Annotated in this window: 8 protein-coding genes and 1 pseudogene; 5 read left to right on the top strand and 4 right to left on the bottom strand. The window is 44.5% G+C overall.

Features of this window, described 5'->3' with window-relative positions; translation table 11 throughout:
* Positions 1-50 precede the first annotated feature (50 nt).
* Positions 51-1076, top strand: a complete 1026-nt coding sequence (locus tag LMH68_RS22220; RefSeq protein WP_229647323.1) for an HD-GYP domain-containing protein — start codon at positions 51-53, stop codon at positions 1074-1076.
* Complete coding sequence (locus LMH68_RS22215) at positions 1069-6048, top strand: ATP-binding protein (RefSeq protein ID WP_229647322.1); 4980 nt, start codon at positions 1069-1071, stop codon at positions 6046-6048. Before LMH68_RS22220 ends, LMH68_RS22215 begins: the two co-directional genes overlap by 8 nt.
* 94 nt (positions 6049-6142) lie before the next feature.
* On the opposite strand, the gene LMH68_RS22210 is transcribed toward LMH68_RS22215, so the two are convergent.
* The gene (locus LMH68_RS22210) at positions 6143-7033 is read right to left on the bottom strand and encodes a LysR family transcriptional regulator (RefSeq protein ID WP_017061891.1); all 891 of its coding nucleotides are present in this window, start codon (positions 7031-7033) and stop codon (positions 6143-6145) included.
* A 227-nt stretch (positions 7034-7260) separates the two neighbouring features.
* Between LMH68_RS22210 and LMH68_RS22205 the strand changes: the two genes are divergently transcribed.
* Positions 7261-8436, top strand: coding sequence for an MFS transporter (locus tag LMH68_RS22205; protein WP_017064421.1), 1176 nt, complete (start codon positions 7261-7263; stop codon positions 8434-8436).
* Positions 8437-8649: 213 nt separating this feature from the next.
* Here LMH68_RS22205 and LMH68_RS22200 read toward each other — a convergent pair whose 3' ends face one another.
* Together LMH68_RS22200 and LMH68_RS22195 are read right to left on the bottom strand one after the other, a co-directional pair.
* Complete coding sequence (locus tag LMH68_RS22200) at positions 8650-11406, bottom strand: immune inhibitor A domain-containing protein (protein WP_229647321.1); 2757 nt, start codon at positions 11404-11406, stop codon at positions 8650-8652.
* 55 nt (positions 11407-11461) lie between these two features.
* Positions 11462-11779 carry a hypothetical protein gene (locus tag LMH68_RS22195; protein WP_229647320.1) on the bottom strand — a complete coding sequence of 106 codons (318 nt, stop codon included), beginning with the start codon at positions 11777-11779 and terminating at the stop codon, positions 11462-11464.
* A gap of 409 nt (positions 11780-12188) precedes the next feature.
* On the opposite strand from LMH68_RS22195, the pseudogene LMH68_RS22190 reads away from it, so the two are divergent.
* Together LMH68_RS22190 and LMH68_RS22185 are read left to right on the top strand one after the other, a co-directional pair.
* A pseudogene (locus LMH68_RS22190) lies at positions 12189-12593 on the top strand (Lrp/AsnC family transcriptional regulator); the annotation flags it as partial.
* Between the two features lie 165 nt (positions 12594-12758).
* Positions 12759-14321 (top strand): methyl-accepting chemotaxis protein, encoded by a 1563-nt coding sequence (locus tag LMH68_RS22185; RefSeq protein ID WP_229647319.1) that lies wholly within the window; start codon positions 12759-12761, stop codon positions 14319-14321.
* A 108-nt stretch (positions 14322-14429) separates the two neighbouring features.
* Here the strand turns inward: LMH68_RS22185 and tkt are convergent, their stop codons facing one another.
* On the bottom strand, positions 14430-16421 hold the full coding sequence (gene tkt / locus LMH68_RS22180) for a transketolase (protein WP_048606176.1): 1992 nt from the start codon (positions 16419-16421) through the stop codon (positions 14430-14432).
* Between the last annotated feature and the right edge of the window lie 70 nt (positions 16422-16491).

The following is a 16491-nucleotide window of genomic DNA, read 5'->3' as shown; positions in this document are numbered from 1 at the left end:
AACCGTTCTACACTATGGTTATAACTGTTTGATTTTTATACGAGGTATCAATGAGTCGGAAACCTATAGTGTTAGTCGTAGATGACACCCCAAGTAACTTGGATGTGTTAACGGCAATACTCAAAGATACCTATCAAGTGAAAGTGGCGATTAACGGCACCATTGGTATCAAGATTGCGAAGATGGTGCCGCAGCCAGACCTTATCCTCCTTGATATCATGATGCCTGACATTGATGGTTACGAGGTTTGCCGCCAACTTAAAGCTCAGCCGAATACGGCTCACATTCCTATCATTTTCGTGACCGCCACAATTGGTCCAGAAGCCGAAGTAAAAGGGCTCTCCTTGGGGGCTGTCGATTACCTAACCAAGCCGATAACCCCTGCAATTGCACTCCAGCGTGTGAAAACGCATATCGCACTTTATGACCAACAACGCGCGTTGTTTAGTCAGGTAAAAGAGAAAACTCAAGAGATCAATCTCGGTAAGCTAGAAACACTGAACATACTGGGTAGAGCTGCTGAATTTAAAGACAATGAAACAGGCATGCACGTTAAGCGTATGAGTCACTACTGTGAAGTGCTAGCTAAAGCCTTGGGAATGACTGACGAAGATGCCGAGACGTTGCGTGATGCAGCACCAATGCATGATATTGGCAAGATTGGCATTCCTGACAGTGTGTTACTGAAGCCAGGGAAATTGGATGCCGATGAATGGACTACCATGCAGAAACACGTCGAGTTCGGTGTTGAAATCCTTGGTAGGCAGGGCGATTCCAAACTGATGCGTATGGCCATTCAAGTCGCGCAGTATCACCATGAAAAGTGGGATGGCAGTGGTTACCCAAAGCAGATAGCCGGCGAAGATATTCCATTGGTTGGAAGAATTGCGGCTGTTGCTGATGTGTTTGATGCCCTGACCGCAGAGCGCCCTTATAAAAAAGCTTGGAGTGTCGAAGATGCTTTGGCTTTAATCACTGAGCAGAAAGGTAAGCATTTTGACCCGACTATCGTTGATCTGTTTTTCATTAAATTGCCAGAGATTCTAGAGATTAAAGAGAAGTTCAAAGATGAGTGACCTCTGGCAGATGTGGGGTAAGTGGGGTAAGCGTTATGTCATCGCCATAATTTTGTTTGTTGTATTCGTTGTTCGTGCCGCTAGCGTTAACGCTGAGGCTGCTCCGGATCAACAACCAAACCTATGGCAAGATCCTGATCGTGAAATCACGTTTGTTACACTATCCAGTCATTATCCTTACTCATTTATTGGTGATGACGGAAAAGTCGACGGGATTATTCGAGATTGGGCTTACGATCTTGAAGAGCGTTTCAACGTAAAAACCAACTTCATCAGCGTAGATTCTCATGCTGAAGCAAAGCAAGCTTTGTTAGACGGGAAAGGCGATGTGTTTCCGTTTCAACAGTTTGATCCCAGCGAAGGAGGACGTTTCCTTCAAACTGATCCTTATATCTCGTACCAAATTGCCGTCATTCTTCCTACCGAAGATCATCTCAATAATAAAATAGAGCAAGAGGCCAAAAGGCGAATTGCCATGGTTCGAGAAAGCATCGACCTAAAGCGATCTGGCGTGCAGCTTAGTTCGATTGAGAGAGTTGAATTCGATACGGCCATTGATGCTATTCGTGCATTAGAAGATGGGTCGGTTGATGGCTTACTGGCTGAACCTGTAACCACCATGGATCTTGCTCATAAAAGCGGAGTCGAGAATTTAGCGGTCAACCATGTACTTGATCGCTGGAAGAACATCAAAGCAGCCATGGTTATTCGTTCAAACGACAATGAGCTGCTTAACTTATTGAATCAACAGATTGCAACGTTTGATATCAGTAAAAAGAACCGCATTTTATCTAAATGGTTAGATGACTCGCCTTATCGCTCTCCCATTAAAGGTGTATTTGGATTCGGCAACCCGCCTTACATGTATCCAGACAGTACTTCTGTTGGCTTAGAGCATGACATTATGCAAAGGGCATTGAACGATATGGGGTATCGATTGGGTGACGTTGTCACTTTGCCTCGTACTGCAGCTCGTCAAGCTATCGATAACAACAACTCAATATCATTTGTTTCTGGCGTTCAACTTGATGACTCTTCATTGCACTTTGTCAGTGACAAGGTGATGGATGTTGATTTTGTGCCAGTGTCATTAAAGAGGCGTAAGCTGGATTTGAAGTCGGCAAAAAATTTGTCCTTAGGTGCATTGTTGTTCGATGAAACATCGCCGATTAAAAACTCCGTAGAAGTGTTGGAAAGCCAATTGAGCATTGATCGGATAGATGATCTCGACAGCTTAGAGTCGGCGTTTTCCCAACTGAGAGCTCAAAATGTTGATCTCCTGATGGTAGAAAGGCGCGTATTAACCTGGTTTGTCACCAATACCCGGTTTATTGAAATGCGCGAGATTCAGATCCATGAAGATTATAAAGTCAGTTATCCCATCTACGTGGATTTCAGGGGGGCTGAGCTAAGAGACCGCTTCAATGCCGCATTGGCAAACCTGAAAAGGGAAGACGGGGAGTTTGAGCCAATTCTTAGAAGACAAATTAAGAACGACCTGACTCCGGTTCTGAAGAAGGCCGATATTATTGCTCAAATCTCAGCGTACTTTATTGTTAATGATCGCTTTGACGAATTGCCTAAGATTTTTGACATATTTGATGCAGATAATACTTTCATGGTTATTTCGGCACTGGCTGATAATAATAAGCGACCGCTTGAATCTTGGTTCCTAGGAGATGTATCAACGCCATCATTGGACAAGAAAAACACCTCTAAATTGTCATCCGTAACGAAAGGCGTTGGCTATAAAACGCAGACGGGCAGCACCAATGCTGGGTTTATGACGTTCTATTTCGATGTGGATTCCGTGGAAGGAAGTTATGTTTATTTCCCTGCCATTGAGCAGTTTGATTCATTCGGAGATGGTGCAAAACGTTATATTTCAGATGTTTATCAATCGAACAGTTTAGTCGGTGAACTTCTTAATCTTAGTCAAAATGAACGTCAGTGGATAAAATCTCATCCAGTATTGAAAATCGGTATTGATCCTAACTCTTTGCCTTATGAAGCCGTATCGAGCAAAGGGGAATACATCGGCATGATCGATGATTACCTAAAGCTGATCGAGCAGAAAACAGGTTTACGCTTGGAACATGTTGATGTCGGCAGTTGGCAGGAGACTCGACGACTCGTTGACCATAGAAAAGTGCACCTTGTGTCGGCCGCTGTGGAGAATCGTTCGCTTGGCGAGGGCGTGAAGGCGGGTAAGCCGTTATTTTCTAGTCGTTTGGCTATTGCCTCAAGACGAGATGTGAACAGCCTTGTCTTAGAAGAAGCTGCAGGTTGGAAAATAGGTATTTTAGAAGGGGGAGCCAACACAGAAGCTATTGTGGATAGTTACCCTGAGATCAATTGGTCGATGGTGTCATCGACTAATGATGGATTAGAGCTCGTCGAATCGGGTGAGTTTGATGCGATGATTGATACCGTTGACGTCTTAAATTACTTAATCGACTCATTTGGCTATCGAGGAATTGGCATCATCGGTCGATTAGACTTCTTCCTGTCGCCAACTCTGCATGTCATCAAATCTGAACCTTTGCTGTTGTCTATTGTGAACAAAGCGATAGGCAGTATCTCAGCTGAAGAACACCAGAAGATCTCTGCAAAATGGGCTGCACCCAAAGCGATAGAAAGAGTTGATTATCAATTGGTTTACACCATTTCGGTTTTTTCTCTGGTGATCCTTCTTCTTATTATTTTCTGGAATCGTAAATTAGCGAAGCAGATCAGTATTGCTAAGGAAGCGACCGAAGCTCTGGAAAAGGCGCAGAACCAACTCTACAACATGCTAAATAGCTCTCCAATTGCAGCCAGCGTGGTATTTGAAGAAGAGGTTCGTTACGCGAATGATACGGCGAAACGTTTGTTTGGCGTGGATAATCAGGCGTTGTCTTCTATCGACGTCGCTGCTATCCATGACTCGCTGAGCGTTCGTGATGGCGTGCATAAAGAGCTCGACCTTAACGGTAAAGTTGAAAATAGGGAGTTGGTACTCAGAAAGTCTGATGGAACCCGATTTGTTGCTTTGGTCAGTTACTATCTTTTTGAGATTGATGGTGAAGTCGCCACACTATTTTGGGCATTCGATATTTCAGAAATGAAGCGCCTTAACGAACAATTGGAAGAAGAGAAACAGAGAGCCGATTTGGCGAGCCAAGCTAAATCGGAATTCTTAGCCAATATGAGCCATGAGATAAGAACCCCAATGAACGCCATTATTGGCTTGTCTTATCTGGCGATTGGCGAAATATCTAATCCTGTCGCTCGAAATTATATTGAGAAAGTGCACCGTTCTGGCCATTCGTTACTCGGTATCATCAATGACATCCTTGATTTTTCAAAGATAGAAGCTGGGCAACTTGTTATTGATAACGTCCCGTTTGATCCCGCAACGACTTTTAAAGATGTGATTGAGTTGATGGAATCGAAAGCGGCTGAGAAGCAACTCAATTTGTCTATGGTCATCGACCCAGAGTTAAACACGCCACTACAAGGCGATCCATTGAGGTTGTTCCAAGTCATACTCAACCTTGTGGGCAACGCGATTAAGTTTACGGAACAAGGCAGCGTAGCATTAACGGTGGAGCATGTTGACTCGAACGACAGCAGCCTAACCATGAGAGTGAGTGTGATGGATACCGGGATAGGCATTTCGGATGAGAACCGTCACAAGCTGTTTGAAGCCTTTAGCCAAGCGGATACCACAACGACACGTCGGTTTGGCGGTACAGGGCTTGGGCTCAACATTAGCCAGAAATTAGTTCATGCGATGGGCAGTCAAATTACGGTAGAGAGTGTTTACGGGCAAGGCAGTGAGTTCTCCTTTGTACTGACATTGCCACGCTCAAGCTCGGATGCGTTAGCCGACTTCAAAGCTCAAGAGTTGCAACTGGATTATCAGATAGAGTTCAAAGGCCAAAGAGTGCTATTGGTTGAAGACAATGAGCTGAACCAAGATCTCGCCTTAGCATTTTTCAGTCGCTCTAAATTAAATGCCGATCTTGCTGAAAACGGAAAGGAAGCGCTGGAGTTAGCTAAAAACAACGACTACGAAATAATCTTCATGGATCTTCAAATGCCGATTATGGACGGCTTTGAAGCTACCCGTTTGATTCGTGAATTCGATATAGATGTACCGATTATTGCAATGTCAGCCAATGTTTTTGATGATGCGAAACAACGAGCGAGGGAGTCGGGCATCACGGACTTCTTGGATAAGCCTATTGTTATTGATAAAGCGATGTCTTTGATTACTCGATACATTGTTCCTGAGGTCTTAGTTGAAGGTCGAGCGCCATCAGACACCTCTTCAGATGCGATCCAGACAGGTGATTCTGGTGAGAGTGCGGAATTGCACTCCGATCCCCAAATTGAGCCGCCTGTTTTCTCTCAGTCGAGGTTTGAGCAACTGACTTATCATGATGTGAAGCTGCAAGCCAAAATGCTTGATAGGTTCTGCCAAGGATCGCCAGACATTATGTCGGATGCTTTTGATAACTTAGTACAAGGCGACTGGGAGACGTTAGAGCGTAATCTACATACCTTAAAAAGCATGGCAGCTTCGATTGGTGGATTGCGATTGGCAGAGTTACTCAGTGATTTAGAAAGCAAAGCGCATAACAAGGCGTGTGATGAAGCAGATCTTAAGCAAGGCGAACTTGGGTTAATCGAACTGATTAAAGCAGTTGAGATCAGCTTTGATGTGTCTGGTGTTGGGGGATTCAATACGACAAGTACTGAAGAAGCCGATGCGAGTCTTGCTGATACCTCTGATTCACCGAGCATCACGTCAGAACAGCATGCTCAGTTGCTATCACTGCTGGATGCTTATGATAACGATGCAACTCAATATGTGACTGAGTTACTGGCACAGTATCCACATTCTGTTGTTCTCAAAGATGTTCGAAGTGCGTTAGATAATTATGACTTTGAACGAGCAAAAGAGGGGCTTGGCGCTTCTGAGTAGTTGTCTTTTATAAATATCACTTCAACATTAAAGCCTTTAGCTCTTATAGCGAAATACCGAGCTAGCTAAAGGCTTTAAATCTATCTATACCGAACTAACGACTCACGTTCTGTTTGATTAGCTCAACAACCGTATCGTATCGGTGCGGCAGTTTTCGGTTTCGTTTTTGAACCAGATACAACGTTTCCTCAACTTCTACCTTTGGCGGCACAACGTGTAGCTTGTCTCTATCTGGGAAGTGTTCAACCGCGCCAGCCGGTAACACGGTAAAACCTAATCCTTTTGATACGGGTAGCAAGATCTGGTGAAGCTGATTGATGTAGCCAGATCTTGGTATCTCATTAACGTTGATGTTCGCTAAGTCTTTATCTCCGCAAAGGTCGAAATACAAAGACAGATAGTGTGCGGAATCTGGGTGGGCAATAAGGCCAATGTCGTTCAATACTTGCGGCGTTATCTCTAAATCAGCAAGGCTGTGGTGAACAATAAGACACAGTGCTTCTTTGCCGATGACTTGGCTTTGGTAGTAGCTGTCGTTCGGGGAATGCCTAACAATGCCGATATCGGTAGTGCCTTCGCTTAGGTCATTCAATATCTTTTTGTTTGGAGCGGCTTCTAAGTTAATGCTGAGCTCTTGGTGTTGCTGTTGAAGTTCAAGAAGCTTGGGATACAGACGCAAAGAGAGTGAGCCAGAGCAAGACAAGTGACATTGCCCAGCATAAGGGTTATCAAAACTCAGAGACTCAAAAAGATCTTCTTGGTCTTTCTCTAGTTTGATCGCATAGCGATACATAATCCGACCCTGTTCGGTCAGTTCGAAGCTCTTGTTTTCTCGAGATAGCAGGTCACAATTACAAGCTTGTTCAAGCTTCTTGATGTGTTGGCTGACTCCAGGTTGTGTCATATACAACTTTTCTGCCGTTTGGGTGAAATGGCCAACTTCAACCAGAGTCTTAAACGTATTGAGCCAAAGTGGATTAATCATACTCACCTTCAAATACTAAAGCCTATAAATAACAGAAAATTATTATTATCTTAAGTAATGATAATTTCAACTCTAGCGTCTTAAGTAACGCTAATCAAAGTCATGTGGTGGTAGCACTTTATATTGGTCTATTGGTCGCTTTGTAGAGTTGCTATGAGTAACAAAGTGTTGCGACTTTGTTGAATTTTTGGTCTATTGACCAACTGTGCTCATATTTAGGAACGAAGATGAATAGAAATGTTTGGCTGCTCTCACTGTGTCAGGCCTTGTTGATGACGGGTAACATATTACTGATCTCTGTGATTGGTTTGATCGGTAAGCAGATTGCACCCAGTGTCAGCATGATCACCTTGCCGGTTGCACTGCAGTTTTTGGGTCTAATGGCAGCCACTATTCCTGCATCTTTAATTTCAGGCAAGTTAGGGAGAAAGAGAGGATTTAGCATTGGTAATGTGGTTGGCATTACAGGAGCTAGTCTTGCCACCTACGCACTGTCTCAGCAAAATTTCTATCTGTTTTGTTTCGCTACGTTCTTACTTGGGATAGGCATAGGTTTTGGCACGCTTTATCGTTTTGCTGCAATCGAGGTGTGTGATGAAAATGCACGTCATCGAGCGATCTCTATCTCGATGGCTGGTGGCGTTTTAGCCGCGGTATTAGGACCAAATTTGGCGATTATGTCGCAACAGTGGTCGCAAGATGGCTTGTACATTGGTGCTTTTGCTTCTTTGATTGGATTGAACATTCTTGCGTTACTCATCTTACAAACAATTCAGTTTCCAAAAGTCTCTTTTAATAGTCAGGCACCTAAATCCGATCCTCTCAGTGTGATAGTAAAAGCGCCTAACTTTATTGGCGCAGTGTTTGCTGCCATGGTCGCTTATGCGGTGATGAATATCCTGATGACAGCAACGCCATTGGCAATGATTGGTTGTGGCTTTGACTTTACCAAAGCAGCGGGCGTCATTGAGTGGCACGTATTGGGGATGTTTGTTCCTGCATTCTTTACTGGTTCACTTATCGAGAAGTTTGGCTCAAGAATGATGATCTTGGCAGGCGGGGTTCTGTTCGTCGTCTGTATCGCGATTAACATTCATGGCGAATCTATCTGGCACTTCAGAGCGGCTCTAGTTGTGCTTGGTGTCGGTTGGAACTTTATGTTTATCGCGGCAACAGGTTTGTTTAGTCAGTCCTACCAATCGCAGAATAAAGCTAAGGCACAAGCGTTTAATGAATTTATTGTCTTTGGCTGTGTGACGATTACAGCGATGCTCTCTGGCTGGCTAGAATCGACAGCAGGGTGGCAGAACCTCAATATCTACGTATTACCATTCGTGTTAGCTGTTATCTTGCTGTTCGCATTCAGTGCTCGTAAATCGCGTATTCAAAAGCAGCCTGTGTAATGGCTCATCGAATGGTGGTTCAGTAAATTTGTTACTGTGATTAAAACCCTAGTATCTCGAACTGCGACCAATAAAAAGCCCTACCAAATCGGTAGGGCCTTTGCTTACGGCTTAAATAATAACGTTTTCTTAAAACTGCTGTCGTGGCTTATATCCTGTGACAACAATACTTAAGCTTGTGTTGTAAATACGCATGACAGAGCCAGCGATGATTTACAGGTCGATCAAAATTGTCTTAGTGGTAATCCCACCTTGGTCATCGATTATCTTCAGTGTCACCTCGTGCTTTCCGTATGAAGGGAAGATTGACGTGAATGTGCGACCTCGTTTCACCTTTCCGTTTGGAAGTGTCCACTCGGTATCAACAATACGACCATCGCTGTCTGAACTTGTAGACCACATGGTTACCCAGCGGCCCAAGTGAATGTACTTCGCGCTCGCTTCTGGAAGGGCGTTTGGAGATTCAACACTCACTACGGAGCTAAATGAAGCGGTAGCGCCTTTGTCGTCGACAACAGTCAAGTTCACCGTGTATTCGCCCGCTTGCTCGTAAGACCAAGTTGGTGCCACTTCGTTACTTGTTGTGCCGTTCCCAAAGTCCCACAGGTAATGGGTGATCTCACCGTCTTGGTCTGAGCTGAAGTTGTTTACAGAAACAGTCAGACCAGTCACATTAAGCTCGAAGTTCGCAGTAGGAACGATGTTGTGTTGGCTTACTTTAGATAAGCGAACCACACCGTATTCGTTGTTATCACTCTGATTCACAATATCGACCGCTAAACCAAACTCCGTCAGGATGCGTCCTGAATCTGGTGCTTGAGGCGATGTGTAATCTTGGTCATCCGAGAAGCTAGCATTGCCAACCAAACTGGTATCTTCGAGTACATCGTTGTCGCTGTTTACAAGACGCATTGGAGTATGATCTTTGAGTGAAAACGCTGCGTCTCGAACTTGGTAGCGTGTTTGAGCCGCTTCACCAGAGTTTGCCCACAGCATGGCATTTTGGTCTGCATCGACCACGCCTAACCAACCTTCACCAGGGTGTTTACCTACCCAGTTGTCGGTTAGTGATTCGTCGACGTACCAAATGATCAAGCCAGGGTCGAATGACATCAGTTGTCCCATGCGTTTGATGTTCGCTAGGCCTTCATCAACATCCATGTGGCTGCGCCATTGCAATAGATAGTAGTGCTGCGCTTGATGGAATCCATTACTCAGCTTGTAACCATTAAGGGAGAAGGTGGAGTTGCTTTCACCATCGTCTATTGAGGTCACTTCACCATCGACAACAACAGCAAGGTTATCTAAATAGAAGCCTTCCATTGCTAAGCCGCCATCGGTGATGTATTCAAAAGACAGTTCCACTTCTTGGCCTGCCCATTGTGAAACGTCGAACTCAGCGTCGACCCATCCGCCAGATTCGCCGCCAATAGCAGGAACGAGGTCCGTGTTGTATGGATCGTCCATTGAGGTAATGTTTCCTGCAATGGCTTGTCCGTTGATTAGCACGCGCGCAAAGTCGTAGTCTTTTTCAATCTCATACCAAGTTTTGAAAGACAGCAGTGCAGAATCACCCGCTGGGATCATCAACTTGCGAGTCATACTGTTTTTCAGATCATCGCCTTTTTGAGAGTGGAATGAATACTCGCCCTTAAAGGGTTTCAGACTTTCAATCTGCTTTTCAGGAAGATCCACTTTGATCATGTTAGGACGACTGTTATCCGTTGTTTGGAACAGCGTATACACTTGTGGATTGTCTTCTAGGTCATCAATCGAGAGCTGATCATCGTTAACCCAACGTCCGCCAATCGATTTCTGTAGGAAGTGTTTTGCCCAAGAGCTGAATGCCGTTGGTTGTGTACCACCAATTTGACCAGCCCAACTGCCCGAAGACATGATTGACCAGTAAGAAACCGGTTCGCCTCTGCCTGTGTATTGCGTGTCATACTCGTCTGGTAAGCCTAAATCATGGCCATATTCGTGGGCACAAACACCTGCAGCCGCATCAATCGGTTGAATGGTGTAATCGAACGCCGCGTATTGGCCACCAAATCGATCTGGAAGCGAGCTAGAAGTACCTTCCAGTACATGAGTGCGACCAAGGTTGAATCGGTGAGACCAAATCGCATCAGGGCCTAACACGCCACCACCGGCTTCTTCGCCTACCGATGCATGAAACACCATCAGGTGGTCAATCACACCATCGGGTTCGCGGAAATTTCCGTCACCGTCGTAATCGTAACGATCTTCGATGTCGTAATCGGCAAGGTTGATACTCGGCTCTTGAGCTAGTTGATTCAGCGCTTCACGAACCAGTTCTTGGGCGTTTAGGTCGTTGTCGGTGGTAGGGGAGTTGCCACCATAGAATGACGCAGGCTTGGAGGCGCGATACCAACCTGCCGCTTGACCTGCAACGCTGTAGCTGTCACCTGATTCGCTTTGGTAATATTGGCGCATCGAGATTAGGTTCTCGCCGTTGGGCCCTGTGTAGCCAGAATTTGAGAACAACAGCTCTTGATAATGCTCTGGGTTGTAGCTCTCATAGAGCATCTGCGTGTGCTCTTCGGTCAGCTTGTTATTATCCCAGTTCAAATCAGGGAAATCGACTAACAGAGCGAGTACTTTATCGGTACGCTTGGTGCCGACTTCTAAAGCAAAGACACTCGCTTTTTTAACACCGGATCCTTTTTCGATGGCTTTGAGTATTTTCGCTCGTTGCTCAAGTGCTTTTTTACCGAATTGAGCGTCGCCTTTAAAACCGGAATTGATCTTATTTTTTAAGTAACGGTCAAGTGCGTCGTGTTTTGCCACATCGGTTGCATCTTGGTCGACTAAGCCTTGTCTAACTAGCATTTCAATAAGTTTGTCTTCATTTACAACGCCTAAATCAATAGGTGTTTTTGCATAACTACTGACGCTAAATAGAGTAAGCATTGCTGAAGCCAACAATGTTTTTCTCATCATTTTCATTATATTTCCTTTTAATATTTCCATGTCGATATCAGTATCAACTGCCTTATTCGAATCAGTTGTCCGAGTCTGGCCTAATACACTCTTGTGGTGTCTTATTTAACTGACGTGTGTTTGTTGTATTTTTTTTATCTTCTATCTCTTTTGTATTGGTTGTCTCTTTTCTATTTTTTGAATCAAACGGAGTGCTCTTCACTTTTTTAGCGTTGAGATAGATACGCAAAGCTTCTTGATTTTCCTCATAGGTTAAGCCTGAACAGATAACACCTTGTTTTATCAATGACTTCAGCAATAGTTCGTCGTTCTCAATAGTGGAAGCCTGTGACAGTGAGGAAAAAATTAGAACCATTAAAGCCATTGTTTTGTGTGACATTATTATATCAAGCCATCAGTTTTGATTATGTAACAAAATATATTTATAAATTTTACCAATCAAATGGATAATTATTATAATTAATTATTCGTTCCGGTTTCAACATTTAGAGTTAATATAAAATAAGGAGTGTTATTTATTCTATTGTCAGTTATTTAATGGGTTTTGTTGAATGAATAGTTGATAGTTTGGATGTTTAATAACATTGATTAGGTCGTGGTTATTATTCTGGAGGGCGCTTTATACAAGGCGTTGGGTTCTAACTAATAAGATAATTTTTTATTATCGGTGTTTTAAAATACGCATGTAATAACTGAGTCATTAGTAAATACCCATGCTCAAATTATTTTTACTCAAAATATCAATAATTAGGGTATTGAGAGTAACTTTCAGTGTTTCAATGACGTGAAATTTAACAATAGCAGAGCTGGTCGGGTTGTCACCGCCTGCTTGCTTAAAGCGAGTGAAACGGCTGAGAGAAGAGGGCGTGATTGTCGGTGGTGTGTCCATCATTAATCCAGAACTGACCGGCAGTAAGATGACTTTGGTTGTGTCCGTGGAAATGGAGCGTGATCGAGGGGATATTTACCAAATCTTTCGCCATTCTATTTCAAAGGCAGAAGAGGTCACGCAGTGCTATCAGATATCAGGCAGCTTTGATTTCATGCTGATTGTGACGGTCAAAGACATTCAAGCCTACGAAGACTTTGTGGAGCGAGTACTACGCAAAGATCTGAATATTCGTAAATTCCATACCTCTGTCTCAATGAGAACCGTGAAATTTACCACTGCCGTAAACTTAGATGAGTCGTGACTGTTGGCATGAGAAGATAGTGAAGTTATTAGCTTTGTGAGGTACTTAGCTAATATTTGTATAAATAGCAGGCATTTACACAAAATGTGACGTTCACATTTTGTCATAACTTTAATAATTGTATATATTCCTCGCCTAAAATAATAATTAACCTAAGTTAATATAATGACTGTCAGCTCATCTACTCAATCTCGTGAAACGCTTCTCAGCGAAAACGAACAACTTGTCTCTACCACTGATTTAAAAGGCGTGATTACGTACAGTAATGATGCTTTTTGTCGCATAGCGGAATACAGCCAACAAGAATTGCTAGGGCAACACCACAATATCGTAAGGCATAACGATATGCCGAAAGCCGCTTTTGCTGATATGTGGGTTAACCTAAAGCAAGGTAAAGCTTGGCGTGGCATCGTAAAAAACAAAACCAAATCTGGTGGGTTTTACTGGGTCGATGCTTATGTAACTCCAATTTACGACAATGGTAAGGTGAGTGGCTACCAATCTGTTCGTGTTAAGCCAAAGAATGAATGGATACAAGTTGCAGATAAGGCTTACCAAGGCCTCTTGAAGGCTGAAAAGTCGGGTCGCCAATGGTCATTAAAGATCAGTGACAGTGTTCGTTACGCCGTGTTGCTAGGCTCTTTGGCTGCGCCGTTAATTTCAAATCTCATTGAAGTAGGGCAAGTATCACAATGGTTGTTGAGCCTACTTCCTGTTTCAGCATTAGCACTGCTTTTCCGACAAGAGCTGATTGATACTCCACTGCAGTTGAAAAAGCTGCAATCTAAATTCGATAGTGTTAGTCGTCTTGTTTATTCAGGTAATAGTCAGTTCTCTATTGCCGATTTTCACTTAAAACTATTGTCTGCAAGAATCCGCACCGTATTAGGTCGCATGACAGACTCAGCCAAGCCGTTACAAGATTTGGCTGACAACCTAAATGCGACGTCATTTGAAGTATCAGAAGCCTTAGATCAACAAACAAAAGACATTCTTCAAGTACGAGAGGCGACTGAAGAGGTTGAAGTCACCGCCAATGAGGTCTCTTCTCGCACAGAAGAAGCGCACCAGATTGTTGATGTGACTTTGCAAACCTGTGCTGGCGCTAAAGAAAGCATTAATCAAACTCATCAAAACTTAGAGAGCCTAGCTTCTCAGGCTGAAAAGGCGACTCAAACGACTTACCAACTGAGCGATCAAGCGCAGAGCGTAAGCAAGATAATGGAAGAGATTGGTGGAATCGCCGAACAAACCAACTTGTTGGCCCTGAACGCTGCGATTGAAGCGGCGAGAGCGGGCGAGCAAGGACGAGGCTTTGCCGTTGTTGCCGACGAAGTCCGTGCATTGTCGGGTCGAACCTCAAAGGCTACGGTTCAGATCAAAGAGAGCATCGATACCATGCTAACGACGATTGAAGGGTGGCAAAAAGATATTCTGGCGAACCGTGAGCAAACGGACGCATGTGGTGATGTTGCGAAGGTGAGTGCAGAGCGCTTGTCGGAAGTCGAAAACCTAATGCAATCCATGAATGAACTCATGCAGTCTGTTGAAAGTTCTGCTCATAAGCAACGTGAGCTGTCGAGTGAAGTCAATCTGCATATGCAGTCTATCGCCTCGACCGCAGAACAAAACTTAGTGGCAACGCATTCTGTGAAAGACCACTCCACAGAGCTAAAAGAACAAGTCAATGAGTTCTACCAACTGGCAAAGCGTTTCGAAGAAAAATAGCCGTTAGATTTAATCCGAATGAGAGAAAAGACAAAAAAAGCCCCGTATTTTCATGCGGGGCTTTCTGTATGCATCAACCCATTGAAGGGCGAGACAATGTATTCAAGATTAAGCTAGAAGCTCTTTCGCTGTGTTTACTACGTTTTCAGTAGTGAAACCGAACATCTTGAATAGCTCACCTGCAGGTGCAGACTCGCCGAACGTTGTCATACCGATGATCTTGCCACCGAAACCAACGTACTTGTACCAGAAGTCAGCGATGCCAGCTTCTACAGCGATACGTGCCGTTACGTCAGATGGAAGTACAGACTCACGGTACTGCGCGTCTTGTTTGTCGAACGCATCAGTAGCAGGCATAGAAACTACGCGTACTTTCTTACCTTCAGCCGTTAGCTCAGCAGCAGCGTTAACCGCTAGCTCAACTTCAGAACCCGTTGCGATAAGGATAAGCTCTGGCTTGCCTTCACAATCTTTCAGGATGTAACCACCCTTAGCGATGTTTGCTACTTGCTCAGCGTCACGATCTTGTTGTGCAAGGTTTTGACGAGAGAAGATAAGTGCAGAAGGACCATCTTTACGCTCGATTGCTAGTTTCCAAGCAACAGCAGACTCAACTTGGTCACATGGGCGCCATGTGCTCATGTTTGGAGTTAGACGTAGAGAAGCGATTTGCTCAACTGGTTGGTGAGTTGGACCATCTTCGCCAAGACCGATAGAGTCATGCGTGTAAACTTGGATGTTCTGAGTTTTCATCAGAGCAGCCATACGCATAGCGTTACGCGCGTATTCCATGAACATTAGGAACGTTGCGCCGTATGGTACGAAACCACCGTGTAGAGCGATACCGTTCATGATAGCCGTCATACCGAATTCACGTACACCGTAATGGATGTAGTTACCAGAGAAGTCGTTCGCTTCAAGAGACTTAGAACCAGACCACATAGTTAGGTTAGAAGGCGCAAGGTCAGCAGAGCCGCCCATGAATTCTGGTAGCATAGCACCGAACGCTTCTAGAGCATTTTGAGATGCTTTACGTGATGCGATGTTTGCTGGGTTAGCTTGAAGATCAGCGATGATTGCCGATGCTTTCTCTTCCCACTCAGCTGGTAGGTCACCGTTTACGCGGCGTTTGAATTCAGCTGCCAGCTCAGGGTATGCTGCTTCATAAGCTGCAAGTTTCTCGTTCCACGCTGCTTCCTTAGCTGCGCCTGCTTCTTTCGCATCCCACTCTGAGTAAACTTCCGACGGAATTTCAAAAGGACCGTGCTCCCAACCTAATTCTTTACGTGTTGCTGCAATTTCATCAGCGCCTAGTGGAGCACCGTGACAGTCGTGCGTACCTGCTTTGTTTGGAGAACCAAAGCCAATCACTGTTTTAGTGCAGATTAGAGTAGGGCGAGGGTCTGCTTTAGCCGCTTCAATCGCTGCGTTGATAGCGTCAGAATCGTGACCATCTACCGCTGGGATTACGTGCCAGCCGTAAGCTTCGAAACGCTTAGGTGTATCGTCAGAGAACCAACCTTCAACTTCGCCATCGATAGAGATACCGTTGTCATCCCAGAAAGCAACCAGCTTACCAAGACCAAGCGTACCTGCTAGAGAACATGCTTCGTGAGAAATACCTTCCATCAGACAGCCATCACCCATGAATGCATAAGTGTAGTGGTCTACGATGTCGTGGCCTTCTTTGTTGAACTGAGCAGCTAGCGCTTTCTCAGCCATAGCCATACCAACAGCGTTAGTAATGCCTTGACCTAGAGGACCAGTCGTTGTTTCGATGCCTGGTGCGTAGCCGTACTCTGGGTGACCTGGAGTCTTAGAGTGCAGTTGACGGAAGTTCTTAAGATCTTCAATTGAAAGCTCGTAACCTGCTAGGTGCAGCAGAGAGTAAATCAGCATTGAGCCGTGGCCGTTAGACAGGATAAAACGGTCGCGGTCAGCCCACTCTGGGTTTGCTGGGTTGTGGTTTAAGTGAGAACGCCAAAGTACTTCAGCGATGTCAGCCATACCCATAGGTGCGCCTGGGTGACCAGAGTTTGCTTGTTGTACGCCGTCCATGCTTAGAGCACGAATAGCGTTAGCTAGATGTTTGCGATTCATAAGAACTTCCGAATAAAAATTAAGAAAAACAAAATTGATAAAAGTAGGGGAACTGAACGTTCCCCTATTT

Source organism: Vibrio sp. F13 (assembly GCF_020806305.2).
Classification (GTDB): Bacteria; Pseudomonadota; Gammaproteobacteria; order Enterobacterales; family Vibrionaceae; genus Vibrio; species Vibrio crassostreae_C.
Note: the sequence above shows the minus strand (reverse complement) of the source record. Positions and strands in the feature narration are given on the sequence as shown.